23 protein-coding genes are annotated in these 25,016 nt (G+C 67.1%); 6 read left to right on the top strand and 17 right to left on the bottom strand.

The features are described from left to right. Positions 1-7: 7 nt before the first annotated feature. The 6 genes from F9Z44_RS18455 to F9Z44_RS18430 form a co-directional block, all read right to left on the bottom strand. Complete coding sequence (locus tag F9Z44_RS18455; protein ID WP_159608163.1) at positions 8-1,120, bottom strand: 2Fe-2S iron-sulfur cluster-binding protein; 1,113 nt, start codon at positions 1,118-1,120, stop codon at positions 8-10. Between the two features lie 4 nt (positions 1,121-1,124). Further along, on the bottom strand, positions 1,125-1,649 hold the full coding sequence (gene paaD, locus F9Z44_RS18450; RefSeq protein WP_159608162.1) for a 1,2-phenylacetyl-CoA epoxidase subunit PaaD: 525 nt from the start codon (positions 1,647-1,649) through the stop codon (positions 1,125-1,127). Positions 1,650-1,654: 5 nt separating this feature from the next. Next, the gene (gene paaC, locus F9Z44_RS18445) at positions 1,655-2,506 is read right to left on the bottom strand and encodes a 1,2-phenylacetyl-CoA epoxidase subunit PaaC (RefSeq protein WP_159608161.1); all 852 of its coding nucleotides are present in this window, start codon (positions 2,504-2,506) and stop codon (positions 1,655-1,657) included. Then, entirely contained in the window at positions 2,506-2,802 is a 297-nt protein-coding gene (gene paaB / locus F9Z44_RS18440; RefSeq protein ID WP_159608160.1) for a 1,2-phenylacetyl-CoA epoxidase subunit PaaB, read from the bottom strand. The genes paaC and paaB overlap by 1 nt, the downstream gene beginning before the upstream one ends. Beyond that, entirely contained in the window at positions 2,799-3,812 is a 1,014-nt protein-coding gene (gene paaA / locus F9Z44_RS18435; protein WP_159608159.1) for a 1,2-phenylacetyl-CoA epoxidase subunit PaaA, read from the bottom strand. The genes paaB and paaA overlap by 4 nt, the downstream gene beginning before the upstream one ends. Before the next feature lie 76 nt (positions 3,813-3,888). Further along, positions 3,889-4,806, bottom strand: a complete 918-nt coding sequence (locus F9Z44_RS18430; RefSeq protein WP_159608158.1) for a 23S rRNA (adenine(2030)-N(6))-methyltransferase RlmJ — start codon at positions 4,804-4,806, stop codon at positions 3,889-3,891. Between the two features lie 205 nt (positions 4,807-5,011). On the opposite strand from F9Z44_RS18430, the gene rplM reads away from it, so the two are divergent. The 5 genes from rplM to erpA all read left to right on the top strand — a co-directional run bounded on the left by rplM (position 5,012) and on the right by erpA (position 7,561). Further along, entirely contained in the window at positions 5,012-5,443 is a 432-nt protein-coding gene (gene rplM / locus F9Z44_RS18425) for a 50S ribosomal protein L13 (RefSeq protein ID WP_056267763.1), read from the top strand. A 12-nt stretch (positions 5,444-5,455) separates the two neighbouring features. After that, complete coding sequence (rpsI, locus tag F9Z44_RS18420; protein WP_159608157.1) at positions 5,456-5,848, top strand: 30S ribosomal protein S9; 393 nt, start codon at positions 5,456-5,458, stop codon at positions 5,846-5,848. Positions 5,849-5,948: 100 nt separating this feature from the next. Beyond that, positions 5,949-6,656, top strand: coding sequence for a DUF6776 family protein (locus F9Z44_RS18415; RefSeq protein WP_159608156.1), 708 nt, complete (start codon positions 5,949-5,951; stop codon positions 6,654-6,656). Between the two features lie 29 nt (positions 6,657-6,685). Next, positions 6,686-7,084 carry a bactofilin family protein gene (locus F9Z44_RS18410; protein WP_159608155.1) on the top strand — a complete coding sequence of 133 codons (399 nt, stop codon included), beginning with the start codon at positions 6,686-6,688 and terminating at the stop codon, positions 7,082-7,084. Positions 7,085-7,195: 111 nt separating this feature from the next. Continuing rightward, a complete protein-coding gene (gene erpA, locus F9Z44_RS18405) occupies positions 7,196-7,561 on the top strand; it encodes an iron-sulfur cluster insertion protein ErpA (protein ID WP_069047942.1) in 366 nt (121 codons plus the stop codon). A 76-nt stretch (positions 7,562-7,637) separates the two neighbouring features. Here erpA and F9Z44_RS18400 read toward each other — a convergent pair whose 3' ends face one another. Further along, on the bottom strand, positions 7,638-8,993 hold the full coding sequence (locus F9Z44_RS18400) for a M23 family metallopeptidase (protein WP_236574187.1): 1,356 nt from the start codon (positions 8,991-8,993) through the stop codon (positions 7,638-7,640). Between the two features lie 200 nt (positions 8,994-9,193). Between F9Z44_RS18400 and tyrS the strand changes: the two genes are divergently transcribed. Next, complete coding sequence (gene tyrS / locus F9Z44_RS18395; RefSeq protein WP_159608154.1) at positions 9,194-10,456, top strand: tyrosine--tRNA ligase; 1,263 nt, start codon at positions 9,194-9,196, stop codon at positions 10,454-10,456. Positions 10,457-10,562: 106 nt separating this feature from the next. Here the strand turns inward: tyrS and F9Z44_RS18390 are convergent, their stop codons facing one another. The 10 genes from F9Z44_RS18390 to glgB form a co-directional block, all read right to left on the bottom strand. Next, positions 10,563-11,243, bottom strand: a complete 681-nt coding sequence (locus F9Z44_RS18390) for an ankyrin repeat domain-containing protein (RefSeq protein ID WP_159608153.1) — start codon at positions 11,241-11,243, stop codon at positions 10,563-10,565. Then, entirely contained in the window at positions 11,240-11,731 is a 492-nt protein-coding gene (locus F9Z44_RS18385) for a GlcG/HbpS family heme-binding protein (protein WP_159608152.1), read from the bottom strand. The genes F9Z44_RS18390 and F9Z44_RS18385 overlap by 4 nt, the downstream gene beginning before the upstream one ends. A 104-nt stretch (positions 11,732-11,835) precedes the next feature. Continuing rightward, positions 11,836-12,474 carry a response regulator transcription factor gene (locus F9Z44_RS18380; RefSeq protein ID WP_159608151.1) on the bottom strand — a complete coding sequence of 213 codons (639 nt, stop codon included), beginning with the start codon at positions 12,472-12,474 and terminating at the stop codon, positions 11,836-11,838. Continuing rightward, complete coding sequence (locus F9Z44_RS18375) at positions 12,471-13,943, bottom strand: sensor histidine kinase (RefSeq protein ID WP_159608150.1); 1,473 nt, start codon at positions 13,941-13,943, stop codon at positions 12,471-12,473. The genes F9Z44_RS18380 and F9Z44_RS18375 overlap by 4 nt, the downstream gene beginning before the upstream one ends. A gap of 40 nt (positions 13,944-13,983) precedes the next feature. Then, positions 13,984-16,464 carry a glycogen/starch/alpha-glucan phosphorylase gene (locus F9Z44_RS18370; protein ID WP_159608149.1) on the bottom strand — a complete coding sequence of 827 codons (2,481 nt, stop codon included), beginning with the start codon at positions 16,462-16,464 and terminating at the stop codon, positions 13,984-13,986. A gap of 55 nt (positions 16,465-16,519) precedes the next feature. Then, complete coding sequence (glgA, locus tag F9Z44_RS18365) at positions 16,520-18,040, bottom strand: glycogen synthase GlgA (protein WP_159608148.1); 1,521 nt, start codon at positions 18,038-18,040, stop codon at positions 16,520-16,522. Then, positions 18,037-19,296, bottom strand: coding sequence for a glucose-1-phosphate adenylyltransferase (gene glgC, locus F9Z44_RS18360; protein WP_159608147.1), 1,260 nt, complete (start codon positions 19,294-19,296; stop codon positions 18,037-18,039). Before glgC ends, glgA begins: the two co-directional genes overlap by 4 nt. 96 nt (positions 19,297-19,392) lie before the next feature. Further along, positions 19,393-20,898 carry a 4-alpha-glucanotransferase gene (gene malQ / locus F9Z44_RS18355; RefSeq protein ID WP_159608146.1) on the bottom strand — a complete coding sequence of 502 codons (1,506 nt, stop codon included), beginning with the start codon at positions 20,896-20,898 and terminating at the stop codon, positions 19,393-19,395. Further along, complete coding sequence (gene glgX / locus F9Z44_RS18350) at positions 20,895-23,066, bottom strand: glycogen debranching protein GlgX (protein WP_159608145.1); 2,172 nt, start codon at positions 23,064-23,066, stop codon at positions 20,895-20,897. The genes malQ and glgX overlap by 4 nt, the downstream gene beginning before the upstream one ends. After that, positions 23,063-24,982, bottom strand: a complete 1,920-nt coding sequence (gene glgB / locus F9Z44_RS18345; protein WP_236574186.1) for a 1,4-alpha-glucan branching protein GlgB — start codon at positions 24,980-24,982, stop codon at positions 23,063-23,065. The genes glgX and glgB overlap by 4 nt, the downstream gene beginning before the upstream one ends. Positions 24,983-25,016: the final 34 nt, after the last annotated feature.

Here is a 25,016-nt window from a genome sequence, read left to right as displayed (position 1 = left end):
CGGCGCTTCAGCGCTCGTCGAAGCTGATCACGAGCGCATCGCTCGTGGGTCGCGCCTGGCAGCTCAACACGAAACCCTTGTCGGTTTCCCAGGGCTCCAGCGTGTAGTTTTTCTCCATCGCCACCGAACCCTCCATCACCTTGGCGCGGCAGGTGCAGCACACGCCGCCGCGACACGACCAGGGCAGGTCCAGGCCTGCGCTGAGGGCCACGTCGAGCACCCGCTCGTCGCGGTTCATGCGCAGCGCGTGCGGCTTGCCGTCGAGCAGCACGGTGAGCGCGACGTCACCGTCGGTGCGCACGGCCGCATCGGCATGGCCGAGCACCACCGCCTTGCGCGCTTCGGCCGGCAGGGCTTGCAGCGTGGGCGAGGTGAAGCGCTCGGTGTGCACCCGGTCGGGCCGCACGCCGGCGTCGAGCAGTGCTTGTTCGGTGGCGTCGATCATGGCCTCAGGCCCGCAGATGAACACCTCGTCCATGCTGGCCACGGGCAGCAGCGTGGCGATGAGCGCGCGCACCTTGTCGCCGTCGATGCGACCTTCGAGCAACGGCACCTCCTGTGCCTGGCGCGAGAGGATGTGGATCAGCGTGAGTCGGTCGGCATACCTGTCCTTCAGGTCCTGCAGCGCTTCGTTGAACATCACGCTGTCCATGCGCCGGTTGCCATAGACCAGGGTGAACTTGGCCTGAGGTGATTCTTCGAGCGTGCTGGCCATGAGCGAGAGGATGGGCGTGATGCCTGAGCCAGCCGCAAAGCCCACGCGGTGCAGTGCACGCGGCTTGTGCACGGTGAAGCGGCCGTCGGGTGGCATTACCTTGAGCGTGTCGCCGGCGCGCAGTTCGCTGGCCGCCCAGTTGGAAAACACACCACCGTCCACCGGCCGGATGCCCAGCGTGAGTTCGCCCCGCTGCGTGAGCAGGCTGCGCGGGCTGCTGATGGAGTAACTGCGCCGCACGTCTTGCCCGCCAATGGTGGCGCGCAAGGTGAGGAACTGGCCCGGCTCGAAAGCGAACGCCGTGCGCTGCTCGGCCGGTATGGCCAGGGTGATGGCCACGGCGCCGGCAGCTTCGGGGCTGATGCGGGCGATGGGCAGCTCGTGGAAGCGGTGTGCGGTGCTCATGGCATCAATAGGGTTTGAAGTAGTCGAAGGGCTCAAGGCAATCGAGGCAGCGGTACATGGACTTGCACGCGGTCGATCCGAACGGCGAGGTTTCGGTGGTGTGGGTCGAGCCGCATTGCGGGCAGGGCACCACCTCGCGTTGCAGGGCCTGGCGTGAAAACTTCAGCACGTTGCCGCCCGCGTTGGCGCTGCTGCCGCACTGCGGTGGCGCAATGCCGTAGGCGCGCAGCTTCTCGCGTGCGGCCTCGCTCATCCAGTCGGTGGTCCAGGCGGGGGCGAGCTGCGTGACCACGCGGGCGCGGATGCCCGCGCTTGCCAGGGTGGCGCGCACATCGTCCTCGATCTGTCCCATGGCCGGGCAGCCGCTGTAGGTGGGCGTGATCACCACCTCGGGGGTGCCGTCGGCACCCGTGCGCACGTCGCGCAGGATGCCGAGTTCACTCAGGCTGACCACCGGAATTTCGGGGTCGCTCAGATCGGCGAGCGAGGCCCAAATGGCGGCGTGTTCGTGGACGACGGCGATGGTCATGGCGATCACCACACCGCTTGTGGGTGCGTGCGCGCCAGGCTCTGCATTTCGGCCAGCAGAAAACCCATGTGTTCCGAATGCACGCCGAGCTTGCCCTGCGGCACGTAGCCTTGCACGGCAGGGCGTTGGAGCGTGGCTTCGGTCACTGTGTCATCCACCAATGCGTCCCAGTCCGCCTTGAGGTTGGCGACATCCACGCCCGTGCCACTCTGCACCGCCTGTGTTTCAGCTTCGCTGCCGATCCAGAACTCCTGGCAGTAGGGCAGCAGGTGGTTGAGTGCCGCTTGCGCGCGGGCGTGTGATTCGTCGGTGCCGTCGCCAAAGCGCACCAGCCAGTCGCTGGCATGGCGCAGGTGGTAACGCACCTCCTTCAGCGATTTCGCGGCGATGGCGGCCAGGTGCGCGTCCGCCGATGTCTGCAGCCGGTCCCACACCAGCACCATGAGCGCGCTGTAGAGAAAGTTGCGTGTGATGGTGGTGGCGTAATCGCGGTCGCCCGATGAGGTGCTGGCCAGGGGACCGCTGTGCGGCAACTCCAGCAGCGTGAGGTTGCGGAATTCGTGCGTGTCGCGGAAATAGGCCAGGGTGTCTTCGGTCACGCGGCCATCGGTGCGCGCGCCCTGCAGGTGTTGGAAGCGCTGCGTCAGGTCGGCATCGTCGTTGATGAGCGCGGCGGCGTGCTGGTAGAGCATGCGGGCCTGGCCCAGCAGATCCAGGCTGTTGTTGGCCAGGGCCAGATCCTCTTCCAGGATGGGCCCGTGGCCGCACCACTCGGCGTTGCGCTGGCCGAGCACCAGGGCGTTGTCGGCCAGGTGCAGCAAATAGGCCACGGGCGCGTGGGTGGGCGCTGAAACCATCACATGTGCCCCACTTTGTCCGGGATCTCGTAGAAGGTCGGATGCCGGTACACCTTGTCGGCGGCCGGGTCGAAGAAGCTGTCCTTGCTGTCGGGCTCGCTGGCGGTGATGCTGTTGGACGGCACGACCCAGATGCTCACGCCTTCCTGGCGGCGCGTGTAGACGTCGCGCGCCATCTGCAGTGCGTGGGGTGCGTCGCTGGCGTGCAGGCTGCCGCAGTGCTTGTGCTCCAGGCCCTGCTTGCTGCGCACGAAGACTTCCCACAAGGGCCATTCCTTGAGTGCGGCTGTGTTCATGCGGCCTCCTTCATGGTGCGTGCCTGTTGTTTGGCCGCGTGGGCGAGCGCCGCTTCGCGGACCCATGCGCCGTCGTTCCAGGCCTTCACGCGCGTGGCCAGGCGCTCCTTGTTGCAGGGGCCGTCGCCATTGACCACGGCCCAGAACTCGTCCCAGTCGATCGAACCGTAATCGTGGTGGCCACGCGCCTCGTTCCATTTCAGGTCGGGATCGGGAAGCGTCACGCCCAGCACCTCGGCCTGCGGCACGGTCGCGTCCACGAACTTCTGGCGCAGGTCGTCGTTGGAAATGCGTTTGATGCCCCAGCGCATGCCCTGCACGCTGTTGGGGCTGTCGGCGTCGGGCGGGCCGAACATCGCCAGGCACTTCCACCACCAGCGGTTCACCGCGTCCTGCACCATGGCTTTCTGCTCGGCCGTGCCCTGCATCATGGTCATCAGCGACTCGAAGCCCTGGCGCTGGTGGAAGCTTTCTTCCTTGCAGACGCGGATCATGGCGCGCGCATACGGGCCGAAGCTGCAGCGGCACAGCGGGATCTGGTTCATGATCGCCGCGCCGTCCACCAGCCAGCCGACCACGCCCACGTCGGCCCAGGTCAGCGTGGGGTAGTTGAAGATCGAGCTGTATTTGGCCTTGCCCGAGTGCAGCGCGTCGAACATCTGGTCGCGGCTGGTGCCCAGGGTCTCGGCTGCGCTGTAGAGGTACAGGCCATGGCCACCTTCGTCCTGCACCTTGGCCACCAGGATGGCCTTGCGCTTGAGGCTGGGCGCGCGGCTGATCCAGTTGCCTTCGGGCAGCATGCCCACGATCTCGCTGTGCGCGTGCTGGCTGATCTGGCGCACCAGCGTCTTGCGGTACGCGTCGGGCATCCAGTCGCGCGGCTCGATCTTGCCGTCGGCGTCGACCACAGCGTCAAAGTGCGCCTGCAAGGCGGTGTCGTGGGGCACCGCTTTCAGCGGCGTGCCGGACTTGGTGTCGGCGTCGGGAACGTTGAACGACTGGGTGTACATGCGCGTCTCCTGCGCCGCTGGCCGGGCGCGTGAGTCGCAGTATATCCAGTTAACCGACCGAGCGGTCGGCTAATTTTCAACCGCCCGATTCGAGGGCCTGGGACTTGCCCCGGCCGCGTCCCAGGTGGGCCAGCAGTTGCGGCAGCGCCTGTTGCAGCACACCCTTGAGTGTGTGCGGCGGGTTGACGACAAACATGCCGCTGGCCGTCAGTCCGGGCCGATCTTCGGGACCGTGTGTCGGGTCCTGGCCAATGGCGAGCGTGGCGTTGAGCCAGGGTTTCTGCGCCTGGTTGGCCAGCGTCTTGAGACGGCGCGGCAGGTCGTGCGCTTCGGGCCGCGGAATCACCGGGTACCAGACGAGATAGGTGCCGGTCGGGAAACGCTTGATGGCTTCTTGTATGCAGGCGCTCACTTTTGCGTAATCGCTCTTGATCTCGTAACTCGGGTCGATCAGCACCACAGCGCGCTTGGAGCCGGTGGACGAGGGCGGCGGAGGCAGCAGCGGGCGCAGGCCCTCAAAGCCGTCCTCGCGGGCCACCGCAATCTGCCGTCCGGCGTCGAGCTGGGCGATGTTGGCCGCGAGCGTCTTGCTGTCGGTGGGGTGCAGTTCGAACAGCTTGAGCCGGTCGCGCGACTCGGTGCGCATGAGCTGCTGCATCACGAAGGGTGAGCCGGGATAGACGCGCAGCGCGCCTGACGGGTTGAAGCTGGCGATGGTGTCGAGGTAGTCGTCAATCGCGGGCGACACGTCCTTGGCCGGCGGCTGGTCGGCCGACCGAAGGGCCGCCATCAGCTTGACCACGCCGTCCTTGGCCTCGCCCCCGGTCTCGGTGTAGTCACCATCCAGGCGGTACAGGCCGGCCCCCGCGTGGGTGTCGACCAAGGTGATGCCGGCCTCTTTCTGCATCAGATGGCGCAGCGTGGCGATGAGGGTGGTGTGCTTTAGCACGTCGGCGTGGTTGCCGGCGTGGAAGGCGTGTCGGTAGCTGAACATCCGTTGATGGTAGCGGTTTGACCACGCCGGGCGGGTTTGCAAAACTGAAATTTGCCAGCCACCCCCGCAATTTCGTACAATCGATGGCTTCGCAGCGAACTGCTGGCTCCGCGGCGAAGTGTTCAAAACCCACCTAAGAGCGTTCCGTCAGAGAACGACCGACCGTGGAAAAGAGCCGCCAAACCACCTCTCCAAGAGAAAACTCATGACCAAAACGTTCAGCGCAAAACCCGCTGACGTGACGCACGAGTGGTTTGTGATTGACGCGACCGACAAGGTCCTCGGACGAGTTGCCAGTGAAGTGGCTCTCCGTTTGCGCGGCAAACACAAGGCCATTTACACGCCTCACGTCGATACCGGTGACTTCATCGTCATCATCAACGCAGCCAAGATCCGCGTCACGGGCAACAAAGCCCTCGACAAGGTCTACTACCGTCACTCGGGTTACCCCGGCGGTATCTACGGCACCAACTTCCGCGACATGCAGGCCAAGCACCCAGGCCGTGCGCTCGAAAAGGCTGTCAAGGGCATGCTGCCCAAGGGCCCGCTCGGCTACGCCATGATCAAGAAGCTCAAGGTGTACGGCGGTGCAGAGCACCCGCATACCGCCCAACAGCCGCAAGTGCTGGAACTCTAAAGGAGCCTTGAGATGATTGGTGAATGGAACAATGGAACCGGCCGTCGCAAATCCAGCGTCGCCCGTGTTTTCCTGAAAAAAGGCAGTGGCCACATCACGGTCAATGGCAAGGACATCCAGGCCTACTTCGGCCGCGAAACCTCCATCATGATCGCCAAGCAGCCCCTGCTGCTGACCAACCACGCCGAGACGTTTGACATTCAGGTCAACGTGCACGGTGGTGGTGAGTCCGGCCAGGCCGGCGCCGTGCGCCACGGCATCACCCGCGCCCTGATCGACTACGACGCCACGCTCAAAGCAGGCCTGTCGCAAGCCGGTTTCGTGACGCGCGATGCCCGCGAAGTCGAACGGAAAAAAGTCGGTCTGCGCTCTGCACGCCGTCGCAAGCAGTTCAGCAAACGCTAATCTGTCTGGCCTCAACTGCAAAAGCCGCCTTCAAGTCGAACTTGGGGCGGTTTTTGCTTTCTGGGCCCGGGTTGCGTTTGCTTTCACTTGAAAGGTTTGCATGCGGTTTCGGCTTCTGCGCAGAAAACTCACCGTCAGCGCGCCGCGCATGGCGGTTCGCAGCGCGTTGCCCTGGCCGTTTCGCTGGTTGCTCGGTGCTGTCGTGCTGGGCTTCTCTGGGGCGTTGGCGCTGTGGGCCTTCGAGTTCGGCCGGGACATCGCTGGCCTGGACCGGGCGTCCAAGCAGGAGCTCACGCAACTGCGCAGCGAGGTGCAGACCTTGCGCGCCGATCTGCTCAATGCGCAGTCGGTGGCCAACACCTCCGAGAGCCTGCTCACGACCGAGCGCAGCGTGCAGGAGCAGCTCGCCATGCGCATCCGCCAGCTTGAAGCGGACAACGAACTGCTGCGGACCGACCTCGGGTTTTTCGAGCGCCTGATCCCCGGCTCGGGTAGCGATGCGCTGAGCATCCGCGGCTTGCAGGCCGAACGGGTGTCCGCCACCCAGTGGCGATGGCAGGCGCTCATGATGCAGGCCACGAAGAACGCGCCCGATTTCAAGGGAACGCTCGAAATCACTTTCACCGGCACGCTGGACGGCAAGGCGTGGTCGCTGGCGCAGGCGCCAGCACCGCAGCCGGTGTTGATCAAAGGCTATTTGCGCCTGGAGGGCATCGTCGATGTGCCCGCGCAGGCCATGGTAAAAAACGTGACGGCCAAGGTACTTCAAGGAAGCTCGGTGCGGTCGGTACAAACATTCCAGCTGTGACAGCAGCGTTCCGTCGTTTGGAGAAGCCCATGTTCGGCAAGAAAAAACAGCCCCCCATCAAGAGCCTGATTGCGCAGGGCACCCGCATTGAGGGCAATGTCCTGTTTCACGATGGCCTGCGGGTCGACGGCGAGGTGGTGGGCGACATCCGCGCCAGCGACGAACACCCCAGCATCCTGGTGATCAGCGAAGTGGCTGTGGTCACGGGGCAGATCCTGGCCGACCACGTCATCATCAATGGCCACGTCAAGGGACCGGTGCAGGCCTTCGAGCTGCTGGAGCTTCAGCCCAAGGCGCGCATCGAAGGCGATGTGTCGTACAAGGCACTGGAAATGCATCAGGGCGCGACCATCACGGGGCAGCTCAAGCCCATGGTCGGCGGTGTGGAAGACAAACCCACACTGAAACTAGCGGCAAACAATGGCTGAGCGCAATCCCGACCAAATTGATTTACTATCTTTCCCAACCCCGGTGCGCGGTGCGCCCGATCTTTTCTCCGTGGACCTGCCCAAGGGCCACAACATTCCAAGAGGTCATCCATGAGTGCAGTGGCAGAAAACATCCAGACTGAAATGCCGGCGCCGCTGGTGTTCACCGACAGCGCAGCCGCCAAAGTGGCGGAGCTGGTGGCCGAAGAAGGCAACCCCGATCTGAAGCTGCGCGTGTTCGTGCAAGGTGGCGGATGTTCCGGCTTCCAGTACGGCTTCACCTTCGACGAGGTGGTCAATGAAGACGACACCACCATGTCCAAGAACGGCGTGTCGCTGTTGATCGACGCCATGAGCTACCAGTACCTGGTGGGCGCCGAGATCGACTACAAGGAAGACTTGGAAGGCGCGCAGTTCGTGATCAAGAACCCCAATGCCAACAGCACCTGCGGCTGCGGCTCCAGTTTCAGCGTCTGAACCACTCACGCGATCCACGCGCCAATAAAAAAGGGGAGCTTGAAGCTCCCCTTTTTCATGTCTGCTTGTTTCAGGTTTATTCGGCGCTGGCCTGCTGAACGCTGGCTGCTGCGTTGAGTTGCACCCTTTGCAGCTGGGCCAGGGCATCAAAGCGGGCGCGGGCCGAGGGGTTGATTGGAATGGACTCGCTCTGGCGGGCGATGGCCAGTGGGTCCTGGGGAATGCCGTTGTTGCGGAACTCGAAATGCAGGTGGGGGCCGGTGGACGCGCCGGTGGAGCCCACGTTGCCGATCATGTCGCCCTGGCTCACCTTCTGGCCCTGCCGCACGCCAATGCGGCTCAAGTGGGCAAACACCGTGGTCTGGTTGCTGCGGTGGCGGATGTGGATCACGTTGCCATAGCCGCGCTGCACGCCAGCGAATTCGACCACGCCATCACCGATCGTGCGCACAGGGGTGCCGGTCGGAGCCGCGTAGTCGACCCCCAGGTGGGCCTTGTTCACGCCCGAGATGGGGTGAAAGCGCATGCCGTAACCGCTGCTCACGCGCGAGAACTCCAGCGGTGAGGACAGGTAGAACTTGCGCGAGCTCTCGCCGTTGAAGCCGTAGTAGGCACCGCGTTGGCCGGGCTCTTCAAACCACACACCTTCGTGTTTGCGGCCGCCGTTGACGAACTCGGCGCTGAGCACGCGACCGGTGCGCATGCTCTCGCCATCGGCCTCCAGGCTCTCGTAGACAACGCTGAAACGGTCACCCTGGCGCAGGTCGCGGCGGAAGTCGATGTCGCTGGAGAACATCTCGGCCAGCTGAACCGCGACGGGGTCGGGGATGTTGGCGGCGTCGGTGGCGGCAAACAGGGAGCTGCGGATCACGCCACTGGCCAGGCGGGCCGAGGCGGTGAGTTCACCGGTTTCAAGGCGGGACTTGAAGCCCTCGGCGCTGTTCTCGATCACCAGGCGGGAGAACTTGCGATCATCGCCGGCGAGCCAGCGCGAGGTCAGGCGTTGCAGTTCCTGGCGGTCATTGGTTTCCACATTCACCAGCCGGCCGGCGCGGCCTTGCAGCAACTGGCGGGCCGTTGGGTCATTGCGCAGGAAACCCTGTGCTTCGGAGTCGACCACGCCCAGGCGCTGCAGCAGGCTTTGGGCCGTGTCATCGCGCCGGGTCACTTCGCTGCGGAACAGCACGAAGTCGGTGGCGGGCGCACCGAGCACGTTGGCGGATGTGGATGCGGAGGTGTCGATGGCTTCGATGACCTCACGCACCGGGAGCTGGGAAGCGTCGGGTGCGAGCGGCGCGATGCCGAAGGCGGTGACGCCGGTGCCCAGCAGCAAGACGCCGATGCCGCCCATGATGCGGCGGGGATGGCGTGCGAGGCTTTGGCGGATGGCATCGGCGACCAGGGTCGTTGAGTGGAGCAGCGAGCGGATCAAAATCGGGGCTTCCTGGAAAGAGGTCCAACGGTCTGTTGGTTGGGGCACACAGGCTGAGAGGCCGGGGCGGAACAAGTTCACACGAATTGCGCCGGGGCGATGAACCGGGTCCAGGGTGTGCAAAAAGCGCGCCAACTAAAATCCGTCACTCGGCGCGAAGTATAGCCAGCGCCATGTAGCCCGCATCTGAGAAAACGCGTATGAAACCCAGCACCCTGGCAGAACAAAGTACTCACCAAAACCATCCTGTTGAGGGCGTCCTGACGGACGGTGTGAAAAATGCCTTGGGCGTGACACTTCGGGGGTGCGAGGAATTGATCCCCCAGGCCGACTGGATCAAAAAATTGTCACGGTCGGAGCAGAGCGGACAGCCGCTGCGCATCAAATTGGGGCTGGACCCCACCGCGCCCGACATCCACATCGGCCACACGGTGGTGCTCAACAAGATGCGCCAGTTGCAGGACCTTGGGCACCAGGTGATCTTCTTGATCGGCGACTTCACCAGCCTGATCGGCGACCCCTCGGGCCGCAACAACACGCGCCCGCCGCTCACCACCGAGCAGATCCAGGTCAACGCCGAGACTTATTACAAGCAGGCCAGCCTGGTGCTGGACCCCGCGCGCACCGAGATTCGCTACAACAGCGAATGGAGCCTGCCGCTGGGTTCGATGGGGATGATCCAGCTGGCGGCCAAGTACACGGTGGCGCGCATGATGGAGCGCAACGATTTTCACGACCGCTTCAAGGCCGGCACGCCGATCAGCGTGCATGAGTTCCTGTACCCGCTGATGCAGGGTTACGACTCGGTGGCGCTCAAGAGCGACCTGGAGCTGGGCGGCACCGACCAGAAGTTCAACCTGCTGATGGGCCGCCACCTGCAGGCCGAATACGGCCAGGATCCGCAGTGCATTTTGACGATGCCGCTGCTCGAAGGCCTGGACGGCGTGGACAAGATGTCCAAGAGCAAGAACAACTACATCGGGATCACCGAAGCGGCGAACTCGATGTTTGCGAAGGTGCTGAGCATTTCCGACACGCTGATGTGGCGCTGGTACACGCTGTTGTCGTTCCAGTCGCTGGCGCACATCGACGGCTTGAAGCAGGCCATTGCCCAGGGCGCGAATCCGAAGGACGCGAAAGTGGCGCTGGCCAAGGAGATCACCACGCGTTTCCACAGCAAGGCCGCGGCCGATGCGGCGGAGCAGGACTTCATCAACCGCAGCAAGGGCGGTGTGCCGGATGACATTGCCGAGGTGTCGTTGTCGGGTGCGCCGTTGGGGATCGGGTCGTTGTTGAAGTCGGCGGGCCTGGCGCCGTCCACCAGCGAGGCCAACCGTTTGATCGAGGGCGGTGGGGTGCGAGTGGATGGGGCGGTGATCAGCGACAAGGGCTTGAAGCTGCCTGCGGGGACGTTTGTGGTGCAGGTCGGGAAGCGGAAGTTTGCTCGCGTCTCCTTGAGCTGACAGCTACTTCATTCGTTGCGTTTCGCTCATTGACCTCGCAAGATCGGAGCGGCATGGCGCTCCGATCTGACGAGATGTGGCCGCACCAGCTCAGCAGGCGAAGAAGCTAACGGCCCCCAGCTCTCTCCAACATCAAAACCATCGCCGAATACCCACGCGACCGCGCCAAAGCCAGCGGCGTCTGGCCATGCCGATCGGCCAGCTGCAGGTTCGCACCCGCATCGATCAAGGCCTTGAGCGTGGCCTGGTGGCGTGATCCGCCATCGCCCAGCACCACCGCTTCGATCGCGGCCGTCCAGTGCAGGTTGTTCACGTGGTCCAACGGCGCACCGGCGGTGATCAACTGGCGCACCACACCGTCGTGCCCCAGGTGCGCGGCGGCAATCAGGGCGGTGCCGTCGTAGCGGCTGGTGGTCTGCTTCGCGCTGGCGCCCAGTTGCAGCAACACGCGCAGCGTCTCCTCGTCGTCCGCGACCGACGCGATCGTTACCGCGTCGTAACGATCGTTTTCCAGCCGGTTGATCTCGGCGCCCGCCTTGGCCAGCGCGGCGATCGCATCCCGCTGCCGCGCGAAAGTGGCCACGTGCAGCGGCGTGCGCCCGTGCGCGTCGGTGGCGTTCAGCGCCGCGCCGCCGGCCACCAGCCGCGCGATCTTCGCGGCGTCGCCCTTGTGCGCCGCGGCGTGCAAGCCGGTGTAGGCCGCTGCTTCGGCCGCGCTGGGGGCGACCTGGGCCTGAGCGCTCGCACCGGCGAACACCAGTGACAGGAGCACCAACAGCGTTTTCATTTCAGCAGCTCGGCCACCTTGGCAATGCCCGCGTTCGCGCACTGCTCGTCCAGATGGCCACCGGGTGCACCGCCCACGCCCACGGCGCCGATGACCTCATTGCCCACCTTCACCGGCACGCCACCGCCCAGCACCAGGAAGCCCGGGATGTCCACCAGCGTGGCGGCGCCGGGGTTTTTCTGCACGCTCTCCAGCATGGCGGCGGTGGTGTTGCGCGCCGAGGCCGAGGTGTAGGCCTTGCCTTGCGCGGCGCCGATGGTGTGCGGGCCGGCGTTGTCGGCGCGCTGCAGGGCGCGCAGGGTGCCGGCGCGGTCCACCACGGCGACTGCGACGTTGTAGCCGCTGGCGCTGCACGACGCAACGGTGGCCGCGGCGATCTGGTTGGCCAGGTCCAGCGACATGTTTTTCTCCACGCGAACGGCCTGGGCGCTGGCGGCGCAGGCGATGAGGGACATGGCGAGGATGGATGCCTGAGCGACGAATTTCATGGGGTTCTCCGGTGTTGTTGAACGGTTCGATCAACCGTGGGAGAACTGTAGAAATTCGAGCGCGAAATCACCATTCGGGGGGCTACGCGCGGCCCTCCGTAGAACTACGCAGTGCCGGCATCGCCGGCGTCGACCAGCGCGGCGTAGTGCCGGATCAACTGCGCCAGCGACGGCGCCTGCAGCTTGCTGAACAGGTTGGCGCGGTGGGTCTCCACCGTGCGCGGTGACAGGCCCAGCGCGCGGCCGATCTCCTTGTTGGTCAGTCCCTCCACGATCAAGCCCAGCACCTCGCGCTCGCGTTCGGAGAGCTGTGCGTAGCGCTCACGCGCGGCGCGGTCGGTCTGGTGGCGGTGGCGCGAGCGCACGTGCTGGCGCACGGCGTTCTGCAGCGCCTCCAGCAGAGCCTCGTCGTCCACCGGCTTTTCCAGAAACTCGGCCGCGCCGGCCTTGAAGGCGCGGCGGCACATGTCCACCGTGCCGTGGCCGGTGAGCATGATCACCGGCTGGTCCACGCCCTGCGCCACCAGGGTGTCGAGCACGCTCAGGCCGCTGATGCCGGGCATGCGCACATCGAGCACGATGGCGCCGATGCCTTCGCGGTCGAACGTGCTCAGGAAAGCCTGCGGATCGCTCCAGGGCTGCACGCGCAGGCCCACGGTGCCGATCAGCAGGGCCAGGCTCTCGCGCACCGCCTGGTCGTCGTCGATCAGGTGGACGGTGGGGGAGAGGGTGTCGGTGCTCATGCCTGGTCGACGGCGAGTGGCAGGCGCAACCGGAACACCGCGCCGCCAGTGGCTGCGTTGGCCGCGCTGATTGAGCCGTCCATGCCGCTGGCCAGTGTTTCGCACAGGCTCAGCCCCAGGCCCAGGCCGCCTTCGCGGGTGGAGAAGAAGGGCTCGAACAGGCGCGGCAGCACGTCGGGAGGAATGCCGGGTCCGCTGTCGGCCACCGAGAGTTCGCCCCGCCCGTCGACCGAACGCAAGTTGAGTGTGAGCCGACGCTGTGCGGCGGGCACCTGTTCCAGCGCCTGCAGTGCATTGAGGATCAGGTTGTGCACGATCTGGTCGAGCGCCACCGGGTCGGCCATCACGGCCAGCGCGGGCGCGCCTTCGAGCGTCGGCGCCACGCCACGCCGCAGGCACTCGGGCTCCAGCAGGTACAGGGCGCGGCGCACCGCGTCGGCCATGTCCATCGCCTGGCGCTGGTCGCCACTGTCGGGCCGCTCCACCGCGCGGCGCAGCCGACCCACCACCTCGGCGGCACGCCGGGCCTGCGCAGCGGCTTGTGCCATGGCGCCGCGCGCAGTGGCCAGCTCGGGTGGGTCGTCGTCGAGCAGGCGCTGCGCGGCCTGCGTGTTGGCCAGCACTGCGGTGAGGGGTTGGTTGAGTTCGTGCGCCATGCCGGCGGCGAGTTCGCCCAGGGTGTTCAGGCGCGCCACCTGGCCCAGGCGCAGCAACTCTTCGGCGCGGCGGCGCGCCGTGCGCTGGCGCTGCAGGTGCCGTGCCACCGCCAGCAGGGCCGCCACGGCCAGCACCCAGGCCAGCATGCGGGCCCAGGGCCACTGGCGCCAGCCCAGGCTTTGCGTGGCGACCACGTCGAACGGCTGGCTCTCGGCCGCCAGCAGCTTGTGGAATTCGAATACCGAGCCGGTGCCAGCCTGCAGCCGGCCCGGCTGGATCACATGGCGCTGACCCGAGTGCACCAGCTCGACCCGCACCGCGCTCGTCCCGGCCGCCATCGGCCACTCCGCCCACGGCACCAGGGCCTGCAGGTCGATGGTGAGCGCATAGCTGGCGGGGACCGCGGCCAGCACCAGCCGGTAGCGGCCACTGGGCAGGTCCGGCGGCGCGAGTGCGGCGCGGCCGCTCTGGCGTGACCGGCGTTCGGCTTCGGCCAGTGAGGGGTCTGGCCAGGGGGTGGTGGCGTCGCTGCGCTGCACCGAGAGGATGCGCGGATAGAGCGCGGGCAGGCGCTGCTCGGGGGAGCCGGTGCCGGGCGCGGCGGGCGCGGGCTGCAGCAGCGCCAGCGTGGCCAGGATTGCGTCGTGCTGCACCACCTGCTGGCTCAACAGCCGGTGCACGATGCGCGCGTCGGTCTCGAACAACGCGTGCTGCTGTGCAATCGACTGGCGCGCGATGGCCGCCGCGCCGGCCAGGGCAGCCACCGCCCCGCCGACCACCCACCACCACGAGAAACGCCAAGGCTGCCGCATGCCGCGGATTCTGGCACGCGCCTCGGTGCGCGGCTTTCGCTCAGGGGAACAGCGGCTTGACGTTCCAGATCTCGCTGGCGTATTCGCGGATGGTGCGGTCGGATGAGAAGGCACCCATGCCGGCCACGTTCAGAACAGCGTGGCGCGTCCACTCGGTCGGGTTGCGGTAGAGCTCGTCGACCTTGTGCTGCGTGGCCAGGTAGTCGGTGTAGTCGGCCAGCAGCAGGTAGTAGTCGGACTCCAGCAGCGTGCGCGTGATGTCGTGGAAACGGCCTGGCTCCTCGGGGCTGAAAGCGCCCTCGGCGATGCGGTCGATGGTGGTCTTGAGGTCGTAGTTGTGGTCGTAGTAGCGGCGCGGGTTGTAGCCGCTGGCGCGCAGCGCCGCCACCTGCTCGGTGCGGTGGCCGAAGATGAAGATGTGCTCCAGCCCCACGTGTTCGGCGATCTCGATGTTGGCGCCGTCCCAGGTGCCGATGGTGAGCGCGCCGTTGAGCGCGAACTTCATGTTGCCCGTGCCCGATGCCTCGGTGCCGGCGGTGGAAATCTGCTCGGAGAGGTCGGCCGCGGGAATGATCACCTCGGCCAGCGACACGCGGTAGTTGGGGATGAAAACCACCTTGAGTTTGTCGCCCACGCGCTTGTCGTGGTTGACCACGCGCGCCACGTCGTTGATGAGCTTGATCACCAGCTTGGCCATGAAATAGGCCGAGGCCGCCTTGCCGGCGAACACCACCGTGCGCGGCACCCAGTCGGCGTGCGGGTGCGCCAGGATCTGCTGGTAGCGCGTGACCACATGCAGCACGTTGAGCAACTGGCGCTTGTATTCGTGCATGCGCTTGATCTGCACGTCGAACAGGCTCGTTGGGTTCACCACCACACCGGTTTCTGTGGCGATGCGCTCGGCCAGTCGACGCTTGTTCTGTGCCTTGGCGGCCTGGAAGGCACTGACGAATTCGGGGTCGGTGGCCAGCGGGCGCAGCCGTTCGAGTTCGTCGAGGTTGCGCCGCCAGGTGGTGCCGATGTGCGCATCGATCAGGCCTGACAGGGGCCGGTTGGCCTGGGAGAGCCAGCGCCTGGGCGTGATGCCGTTGGTCTTGTTGCAGAAGCGCTCGGGGTAGAGCCGCGCGAAGTCGGAAAAAATGGTCTGCACCATCAGCTGGCTGTGCAGTGCCGAGACGCCATTGATCTTGTGGCTGGCCAGCACCGAGAGGTAGGCCATGCGCACGCGGCGCTGGCCGCGCTCGTCGATCAATGACACGCGTCGCAGCAGCTCGTTTTCACCCGGGAAACGCTCGTGCACCTCGGCCAGAAAGATCGCGTTGAGGTCGTAAATGATGCGCAGGTGGCGCGGCAACAGGCGGCCCAGCAGGTCGACCGGCCAGGTCTCCAGCGCCTCCTGCATGAGGGTGTGGTTGGTGTAGCTGAACACGCGCCGGCAGATGTCCCAGGCGGTGTCCCACTCCAGGCCCTGCTCGTCGACCAGCAGGCGCATGAGTTCGGGCACGGCCAGCGCGGGGTGGGTGTCGTTGAGGTGGATCGCCACGCGGTCGGCGAACAGCGCGAAGTTGCCCTGGTGCTTGAGGAAGCGGCGCACGATGTCCTGCAGCGAGGCGCTGACGAAGAAGTACTCCTGGCGCAGGCGCAGTTCCTTGCCGTGCTCGGTGCTGTCGTCGGGGTAGAGCACGCGCGAGACGTTTTCCGATTCGTTCTTGGCCTCCACGGCGCGCATGTAGTCGCCCTTGTTGAAGGCATCCAGGTTGATGCCGCTGGTGGCGCGCGCGGTCCACAGGCGCATGGTGGCCACGCTGCTGAGTTCGTGACCGGGCACGCCGGTGTCGTAGGCGGTGGCGATCACGTCTTCGGTCTCGATCCAGCGCACGTGCGTGTCGTTCTGCACCAGGCGCCCACCAAACTTCACCGTGTAGCTGAACTCCGGGCGCATGAATTCCCAGGGGTTGCCGTTGACCAGCCAGTAGTCGGGCTCTTCGATCTGGCGGCCGTCGACGATGCGCTGCGCGAACATGCCGTAGTCGTAGCGGATACCGTAGCCCATGCCCGGAATGCCCACCGTGGCCATGGAATCGAGGAAACACGCGGCCAGCCGACCCAGGCCGCCGTTGCCCAGGCCGGCGTCGGCCTCCAGGTCGATCAGCGAGTCGAAGTCCACACCCAGCTGGAGGCAGGCGGTGCGTGCCTCGTCGAGGATGCCCACCGACAGCAGGGCGTTGGTCAGCGCACGGCCGGTGAGGAACTCCAGCGACAGGTAGTACACGCGCTTGGCATCGCTGTCCTGCGAGGTGGCCAGGGTCTCGCGCCAGCGGTGCATCATGCGGTCGCGCACGGCGTGGAACAGGGCGAAGAGCCAGTCGCGCCGGGTGGCCGAGCGCGGGTCGCGGCCGACCGAGTAGACCAGGCGGTTGGCGATGGACTTGCGCAGGGCGTCCACGCCGTTGTCCAGGTGGTCGTACTCGAACGGGACGCGTTCGATGGCGGGTGTGGTGCTGGGAAGATCGTTGGGCATGGCGTTGGGCTTCCGTGGTGGTGCTGATGGGCAGAAGCAAAAAACGTGCAGGCGCTCAGGTGCTGGCCGGCGCCGGCATGACCGAGGCGTAGACCCGAAGATAGTCGGTGGCCGCGCGCTCCCAGCCGAAGCGCAGCGACATGGCGTGGCGCTGCACGGCGCGCCAGTCGGTCGGGCGGCGCTGCAGTGCAAAGGCCCGGCGCATGGCCGAGCGCAGGTCACTCACGTCGAGTTCCTGGAAGACGAAGCCGCTGGCGCTGCCGTCGTCGAGATGTTCCAGGCTGCAATCGACCACGGTGTCGGCCAGGCCGCCGACAGCGCGCACCAGGGGCAGCGTGCCGTAGCGCAGGCCATAAAGCTGGGTCAGGCCGCAGGGTTCGAAGCGCGAGGGCAGCAGGATCACGTCGGCCCCGGCAATCACGCTGTGCGCCAGGGCCTCGTCGTAGCCCACGGTGAGCGCCACCTCACCAGGGTGTCGCTGCGCGCAGTCGCGCAGGGCTTGCTCGATGGCGGCATCGCCCGAGCCCAGCACCGCGAGTTGCCCGCCGCGCTGCACCAGTTCGTCGATCACGGCGGGCAGCAGGTGCAGGCCCTTCTGCTCGGTGAGGCGGCTGACCACCGACAGCAGCAGCGCATCGGGCCGGGGCTTCAGTCCCATGCGCTGCTGCAGCCGCGCCTTGGCCTGGGCCTTGCCCTGCAGGTGGTCGGCGTCAAAGCCGGGCTGCACCAGCGGGTCGGTCAAGGGGTTCCATACCGCGTCGTCCACCCCGTTCAAGATGCCGTGCAGGTGCGCCTGGCGCTGGCGCAGCACGCCGTCCAGGCCGCAACCTTGTTCGGCGCCGGTGATCTCGCGCGCATATGTCGGACTCACGGTGGTGATGGCGTCGCTGTATTTCAGGCCCGCCTTCATGAAGCTGATCTGGCCGTGGAACTCCACGCCTTGCAGGTGGAAAAGCGCATCGGGCAGGCCCAGGCGGGGGCGCAGCCCGGCGTTGAACACGCCCTGGTAGGCCAGGTTGTGGATGGTGAACACGGTGGCTGGCCGGTGCGGGGATGTTTGCGCGAGTTCGCGCAGGTAGGCAAAGGCCAGGCCGGTGTGCCAGTCGTGGCCGTGCACCACATCGGGCAACCAGCCCGTGTCCAGGCCGGTGCCCAGCAAGGCCGCAGCCCAGCCCAGCCAGGCGAACTGTTCGGCGCTGTCGGGCCAGGGCTGGCCCGAGGCGTCCAGGTAGGGATTGCCGCCGCGCTCGTACAGACCCGGCGCGTGCAGCAGCCACACCGGCATGCCGCTGTCGGTGATGCGACCGGCGCGCAGCCACGGCGTGGGGCCGTGGGCCGACATGGCATGCGGTCCGATGCCGGCGGGCAGGCCGCTGCCGCCCCCGGCCGGCACCAGCAGCGTCGGGCCTTCGGGCGTGACGCCGGCCACCACACTCGGAAAGGCGGGCAACAACAGGCGCACATCGGCGCCCAGGGCCTTCAAAGCCGGGGGCAGACCGGCGCTCACATCGGCCAGCCCGCCGGTCTTGAGCAGCGGGAAGACTTCGGAGCAGACGTAGAGAACCTTGAGACTCATTCCAGTTTTTCCAACATTTCGCGGGTCACCAGCACCACGCCGCTGGGTGTGCGGAAGAAGCGGCGTTCGTCCTCGGCCGCATCCACACCGATCTTCATGTCCGGCGGGATCACACAACCGTTGTCGATCACCACCTTGCGCAGTTCGCAGCCCCGGCCGATGTCGACCTCGGGCAGGATGACCGACTCTTCCACCGACGCATAGGAGTGCACGCGCACGCGGGAGAACAGCACCGAGCGGCGCACCAGCGCACCCGAAATGATGCAGCCGCCCGAGACCAGCGAGTCGACCGCCGAGCCGCGGCGGCCGTCGTCGTCGAACACGAACTTGGCCGGGGGCAGCTGCTCCTGGTAGGTCCAGATGGGCCACTCGCGGTCGTACATGTCGAGCTCGGGGATGGTGTTGGTGAGATCGAGGTTGGCGGCCCAGTAGGCGTCGATCGTTCCCACGTCGCGCCAGTAGGCTGGCGCGTAGGGCGAACTCTTCACGCACGACATGCCGAACGGGTGGGCCACGGCTTCGCCGGCAGCCACCATGGCCGGGATGATGTCCTTGCCGAAGTCGCGGCTGGAGCCAGCGGTGACCGCGTCCTGTTTCAATGCCGCGAACAGGTGTTCGGTGTTGAACACGTACACGCCCATGCTGGCCAGTGCCACGTCGGGCTTGCCGGGCATGTGGGGCGGCTGGGCCGGCTTCTCCAGGAAGTGCACGATGTTGCGCTGCTCGTCGATGTCCATCACGCCGAAGGCGCTGGCCTCGGCCAGCGGCACCTCGATGCAGGCCACGGTGCACTTCTTGCCCAGCGCGACGTGGTCGGCGATCAGGCTGGCGTAGTCCATCTTGTAGATGTGGTCACCCGCGAGCACCAGGATGTACTCGGGCTTGTGCGCGCGCAGGATGTCCAGGTTCTGGTAGACCGCGTCCGCCGTGCCGAGGTACCAGCTCTCGTCATCCATGCGCTGCTGGGCGGGCAGCAGGTCGATGAACTCGTTGAACTCGTTGCGCAGAAAGCTCCAGCCGCGTTGCAGGTGGCGCAGCAGGCTGTGCGACTTGTACTGCGTGAGCACGCCGATGCGGCGCACGCCCGAGTTCAGGCAGTTGGAGAGCGCGAAGTCGACGATGCGGAACTTGCCGCCGAAGTAGACGGCGGGCTTGGAACGCCGGTCGGTGAGGGCGTGCAGGCGCGAGCCGCGTCCGCCCGCCAGCACCAGGGCAATGGTGCGTCGGGCCAGTTGCTGGGGCGAAGTTTTTTCCATGCTTGTCTCCGGTGGTTGTGGGTCGGGTGCGTCTTGTTGCGCACTGGCTCATTGAAACGGGAATCGTGAAACAGGGACAGCCCGGGCCGTTGCCATTCAGGGTATTCGGCCGTGTGCGCGGGTCAGGGCCAGCAGGCGCTCGGCGGGGCGGTGATCGATCTGGCGCCAGTCGAAGCGCCATTCCCAGCAGCCGGTGGCGTGTCCGGGCGTGTTCATGCGGTGTTTGCCGTCCAGGCCCACCACGTCCTGGAACGGCAGCACCAGGGTGTTGGCCACCGATTGCGACAGCGCCGTGATCAGCGTCCAGTGTGGCTCGGTGTCCACCGCCGGGCCGAGGTAGGCGCGCGCGGCCGCCTTGTCGTGGCTGGACGCGGCCCGCCACCAGCCCAGGGTGGTGTCGTTGTCGTGCGTGCCGGTGTAGGCCACGCAGTTGCGCTCCAGGTTGTGCGGCAGGTAGGGGTTGGCGGCGTCACCGCCAAAGGCGAACTGCAGGATGCGCATGCCGGGGAAGCCGCAGGCCTCGCGCAACGCCGTCACCTCGGGTGTGATGAGACCCAGGTCTTCCGCGATGATGGCCAGCGGACCCAGCTCCTCCTGCAAGGCAGCGAACAGGGACAGGCCCGGGCCGCTTTGCCATTGGCCGGCCACCGCGGTGGGCTCGCTGGCCGGGATCTCCCAATGCGCTTCGAAGCCGCGGAAGTGGTCCAGCCGCACCACGTCGACTTGCTGGAACAGGTGTTCCACCCGGTCCTTCCACCAGCGGTAGCCGTCCTGCGCCATGGCCGGCCAGTTGTAGAGCGGGTTGCCCCAGCGCTGACCGGTGGCGCTGAAGTAGTCGGGCGGCACACCGGCGACCACCTCGGGCTCGAAGTCGTCGTTCAGCAGGAATTGATTCGCGTGTGCCCACACATCGGCGCTGTGGTGTGCCACGAAGATGGGCGCATCGCCCACGATCTGCACGCCGCGGCTGCGGGCGTACTCGCGCAGCGCCTGCCACTGAACCCAGAAGCGCCACTGCACGAACTGCCAGAAGCCCAGCGCCTTGGGCGAGTGCTGCCTGACCTCGGCGAGTGCCACAGGATCGCGCTGCGCAAGCGGTGCAGGCCACTGCGGCCAGCTGCCGATATGGCGCTCGTGCAGCACCATGAAGAGGGCGTAGTCGTCGAGCCAGTGCGCATGTTCGGTGCAGAACTCGGCCAGCGCTTCGCGGCAGTCGGCGCTGGCGTGCTGGCTGAAACCGTCCCAGGCCTTGCGCAGGCAGGCCATGCGCCAGGGCGCCACGCGCTCGAAGTCGCAGTGGTGGTGATCGAAGCCCTGGGTCGGCATCCAGGGCAGCCAGCCCATCTGCACCAGGTCGTCCAGATCCACCATGAGTGGGCTGCCGGCGAAGGCCGAGACGCTCTGGTAGGGGGAATTGCCCGGGCCGGCCGGCGACAGCGGCAGGATCTGCCACATCGACTGACCGGCCGAGGCCAGCCAGTCCACGAAATGGCGCGCGCCCAACCCCAGGTCACCCGAGCCGTTGGGGCCGGGCAGGCTGGTGATGTGCAGCAGCACGCCGCTGGTGCGGCGCGACAGAAAGGGGTGGATGGCGGTGTTCATGGCAGGTCCACTGGGGTGCCATCGGCCGCATGCAAGCCTTGGACCAGCACCCACACGCCCGCCTCGTGCAGTGTCAGCCGGCCGGTGAGCGTGTCGCGTGTCTGGTCTGGCAGGGCCACCCGGGCCCGTGCACTGTCCAGCAGCACGCCCCAGTCACCGGGGGGCAAGGTGAGCTGGCCGTGGCCATGGTCGGCATGCCAGACCAGCAGCAGGCGCTCCAGGGGGGGCGCGCCGGAGTTGCCCACGGTGATCACGGCCGTCAGCGTGTGGCGATCGCGCGCTTGCCATGCCTCTGGCTGCAGGGGCTGGCCATCGAGGTCGAGCCAGGCGATGTCGGGCCAGGATGCCTGGTGCTCGTGGCGCTCGCCGTTGAACCAGCGCGCATGGCGCAGGCCGGGGTGCTGCCGCCGCAGGGCGGTCAGGTCGGCGACAAAGCGGGTGAGCTCGCGGTCGGCCCGTGCCCAGTCGAGCCAGGTGGTTGCGTTGTCCTGGCAGTAGCTGTTGTTGTTGCCTTGCTGGCTGTGGCCGAGCTCGTCGCCGGCCAGCAGCTGCGGCGTGCCCTGCGCGCAGAACAGCGTGGCCAGCAGCGCGCGGCGCCACAGGCCGCGGCGGTGCAGCACCACCGGGTCGTCGGTGGCGCCCTCCACACCGCCGTTGGCGCTGAGGTTGTGGCCGTGGCCGTCGCGGTTGTCCTCCCCGTTGGCGGCGTTGTGCTTGTGCTGGTGGGCGGTCAGGTCGGCGAGATTGAAACCGTCGTGCGCGGTCACCATGTTGACGCTGGCGGTGGGCAGGCGGCTGCGCTGGTGGAACACATCGCCGCTGGCGCACACCCGCGTGGCGAGTTCACCGCGCGTGCCGTGGTGGCCGAGCCAGAAAGCGCGCACGCCGTCGCGGAAGCGGTCGTTCCATTCCAGCCAGCCGGCCTCGAAGCCACCCAGGTGGTAGCCGTTGGGCCCCACGTCCCAGGGCTCGGCGATCAGACGCACGTCGCGCAGCACCGGGTCTTGCGCCATGGCGCTCAGCAAGGCGCTGCGCGGGTTGAAGGCGTGGCCCAGCGCGGCGTCGCGACCCAGCGATGCAGCCAGGTCAAAGCGGAAGCCGTCCACGCCGAAGGCCTGCACCCACCAGCGCAGGCTGTCCAGCACCCACTGCTGCACGCGCGGCTCGCTGAACGCCAGGCTGTTGCCGGTGCCGCTGAAGTTGTGCGGCACACCGTGCTCGCCCATGGCGTACCAGCGGTTCTGGCTCAGGCCGCGCCAGGAGAGCGTGGGGCCGTCGAGGTCGCTCTCGGCCGTGTGGTTGAAGACCACGTCGAGCACCACCTCGATGCCGGCGCGGTGCAGGGTGTCGACCATGTGGCGGAACTCGGTGCGCACGGCGGCGGTGTTGTCGGCGCTGGCCGCGGCGTAGGCCGGCTCGGGCGAAAACGCATTGAGCGTGTTGTAGCCCCAGTGGTTGCGCAGGCCGCGTTCGAGCAGGTGGCGCTCGCTGATGTGCTGGTGCACAGGCAGCAGGCACACCGTGGTGATGCCCAGGCTTTGCAGGTGCTGCACCACGGCGGGGTGGGCGAGGGCGGCGTAGGTGCCGCGCTGGTGCTCGGACACCTCGGGGTGCAGGTGGGTGAGGGCCTTCACGTGCGCCTCGTAGATCACCACGCTGTCGGCGGCGATGGCGGGCCGGGGCGCAATGGCCAGGCCCGCAGCCAGCTCGGCCTGCGCATCCACCACCACGCAGCGCGGCATGTGGGCGGCGTTGTCGGCGGGGTCGCTCTGGTGTTCGCTCCAGGCTTGCGTGGGGTGCAGCGGGTCTGCGCAGGCGTGGCCGGTCTGCAGGGCCAGATGCTCGGTGTTTCCGACCAGGGCGAGCGCCCAGGGGTCTAGCAGCAGGCGCGTGGGATTGAAGCGGTGGCCGGCCTCGGGTGCCCACGGGCCGCTGGCGCGCAGGCCGTAGAGCTGGCCCGCACCCACACCGGGTACGAAGGCCGACCACACGCCGTCGCCCGCGGGTTGCAGCGCCACGCGCCGGTGTTCGACCAGGGCACCGGGCTCGAACAGACAAACATCCACGCCCTGGGCGTCGGGTGCCCAGACCGAAAAGTTCACGCCGTGCGCGCCACCCTGGTGGCCGGGATGCGCACCCAGCGCAGGAGCGCCGCAGGGGGGTGTCATGCCTGTTCTGGCTGGAGCCACAAAACAGCCAGCGGTGGCAGCGTCAGGGCGGCCGACCAGCGCTGGCCGTGCTGGGCCAGGTCTTCGGCCAGCACGCGGCCGTGGTTGCCCACGTTGCTGCCGCCATAGTGGCTGGAGTCGGTGTTGAGCCGCTCCTGCCAGTGGCCGCCGTGTGGCAGGCCCACGCGGTAGCCGTGGCGCACCATGGGTGTGAGGTTGGCCACCACCACCACCGTGTCTTCGAGTGCGTGGCCGTAGCGCGCGAAGGCCAGCACCGAGTGGTCGGCGTCGTCCACCACCAGCCACTGGAAGCTGTAGGGGTCGGTGTCGCGCGCGTGCAGGGCGGGGGCGCTGCGGTAGACGTGGTTGAGGTCGCGCACCAGGTGCTGCACGCCGGCGTGCGCCGGGTCTTGCTGCAGGTGCCAGGGCAGCTCGGCGTCGTGGTCCCACTCGGTGGGTGGGGCCAGCTCGGCGCCCATGAAGAGCAGCTTCTTGCCCGGGTGGGCGTACATCCAGGCGTAGAGCGCGCGCAGGTTGGCCAGCTGTTGCCAGCGGTCGCCGGCCATCTTGTTCAGCAGCGAGCCCTTGCCGTGCACCACTTCGTCGTGCGAGAGCGGCAGCACGTAGTCTTCGGTGTGCGCGTACATCATCGCGAAGGTCAGCTTGTTGTGGTGCCAGCGCCGGTGGATCGGGTCGAGCGCGAAATAGGCCAGGGTGTCGTGCATCCAGCCCATGTTCCATTTGTGGTCGAAACCCAGCCCGCCCTCGGCCACGGGGCCGGTCACGCGCGGGAAGGCGGTGGATTCCTCGGCGTAGGTGGTGGCGCGCGGTGCTTCCTGCTGCAGCACGTCGTGCACCTCGCGCAGGAAGGCAATGGCCTCGTAGTTCTCGCGCCCGCCGTGCTCGTTGGGCACCCACTCGCCGGCGGGGCGGCTGTAGTCACGGTAGAGCATGGAGGCCACCGCGTCCACGCGCAGGCCGTCGATGCCGTACTGCTCGACCCAGAACAGCGCGTTGCCGACCAGGAAGTTGCGCACCTCGAAGCGGCCGAAGTTGTAGATGAGGGTGTTCCAGTCGCGGTGGAAACCTTCGCGCGGGTCGGCGTGTTCGTAGAGCGCCGTGCCGTCAAAGCGGGCCAGCGCGTGTTCGTCGGTGGGAAAGTGGGCGGGTACCCAGTCCAGGATGATCTTGAGCCCGGCGGCGTGCGCCGCCTGCACGAAAAGGCGAAACGATTCGGGCGACCCGTGGCGCGCAGTGGGCGCGTACAGGCCGGTGGGCTGGTAGCCCCACGAGGCGTAGAACGGGTGCTCGCTGACCGGCAGCAGCTCCAGGTGGGTGAAGCCCATGTCCACCGCGTAAGGCACGAGGTGGGTGGTGAGGTCGTCCCAGGTGGGCACGGTGTGGGGGCCATCGGGCCGGCGCCACGAGCCTGCGTGCACTTCATAGATGGCCATGGGCGCGGCGGGGCGCTCGTGGTGGGCACCGCCCCGGTCCGCCGGTGGCCGCAGGGGTTCGCACACGCGCGCGGCGTTGCCTGGTGGCAGCTCGGTTTCACGGGCGTAGGGGTCGGTCTTGAAGACGTGGCGGCCATCGCTGCCCTGCACTTCAAATTTGTACCAGTCGCCCACCGCCGCGCCGGGCACGAACAGCTCCCACACGCCGCACTCGGGGCGCAGGCGCATGGGCTGCGGGCGCCATTGGTTGAAGTCGCCCGCCAGCCCGACATGCCGGGCGTGCGGTGCCCACACGGCAAAGGCGGTACCCGCCTGCCCGTCCAGCGTGGTGGCGTGGGCCCCGAGCTTCTGCCAGGGGCGCAGGTGCTTGCCTTCGGCCAGCAGCCAGACATCGGTCTCTCCGAGCCAGAAGCTGGCGCTGGAGGGGGCTGCGGTGGGGGATGGGGGGGGTGTGGTGGTCATGTTCGTGCTTGGTCGTTCCATTCTGGCACCGCTC

The sequence above is a fragment of the Hydrogenophaga sp. PBL-H3 genome (assembly GCF_010104355.1).
Classification (GTDB): Bacteria; Pseudomonadota; Gammaproteobacteria; order Burkholderiales; family Burkholderiaceae_C; genus Hydrogenophaga.
This window is presented reverse-complemented; position numbering and strand designations above follow the sequence as displayed.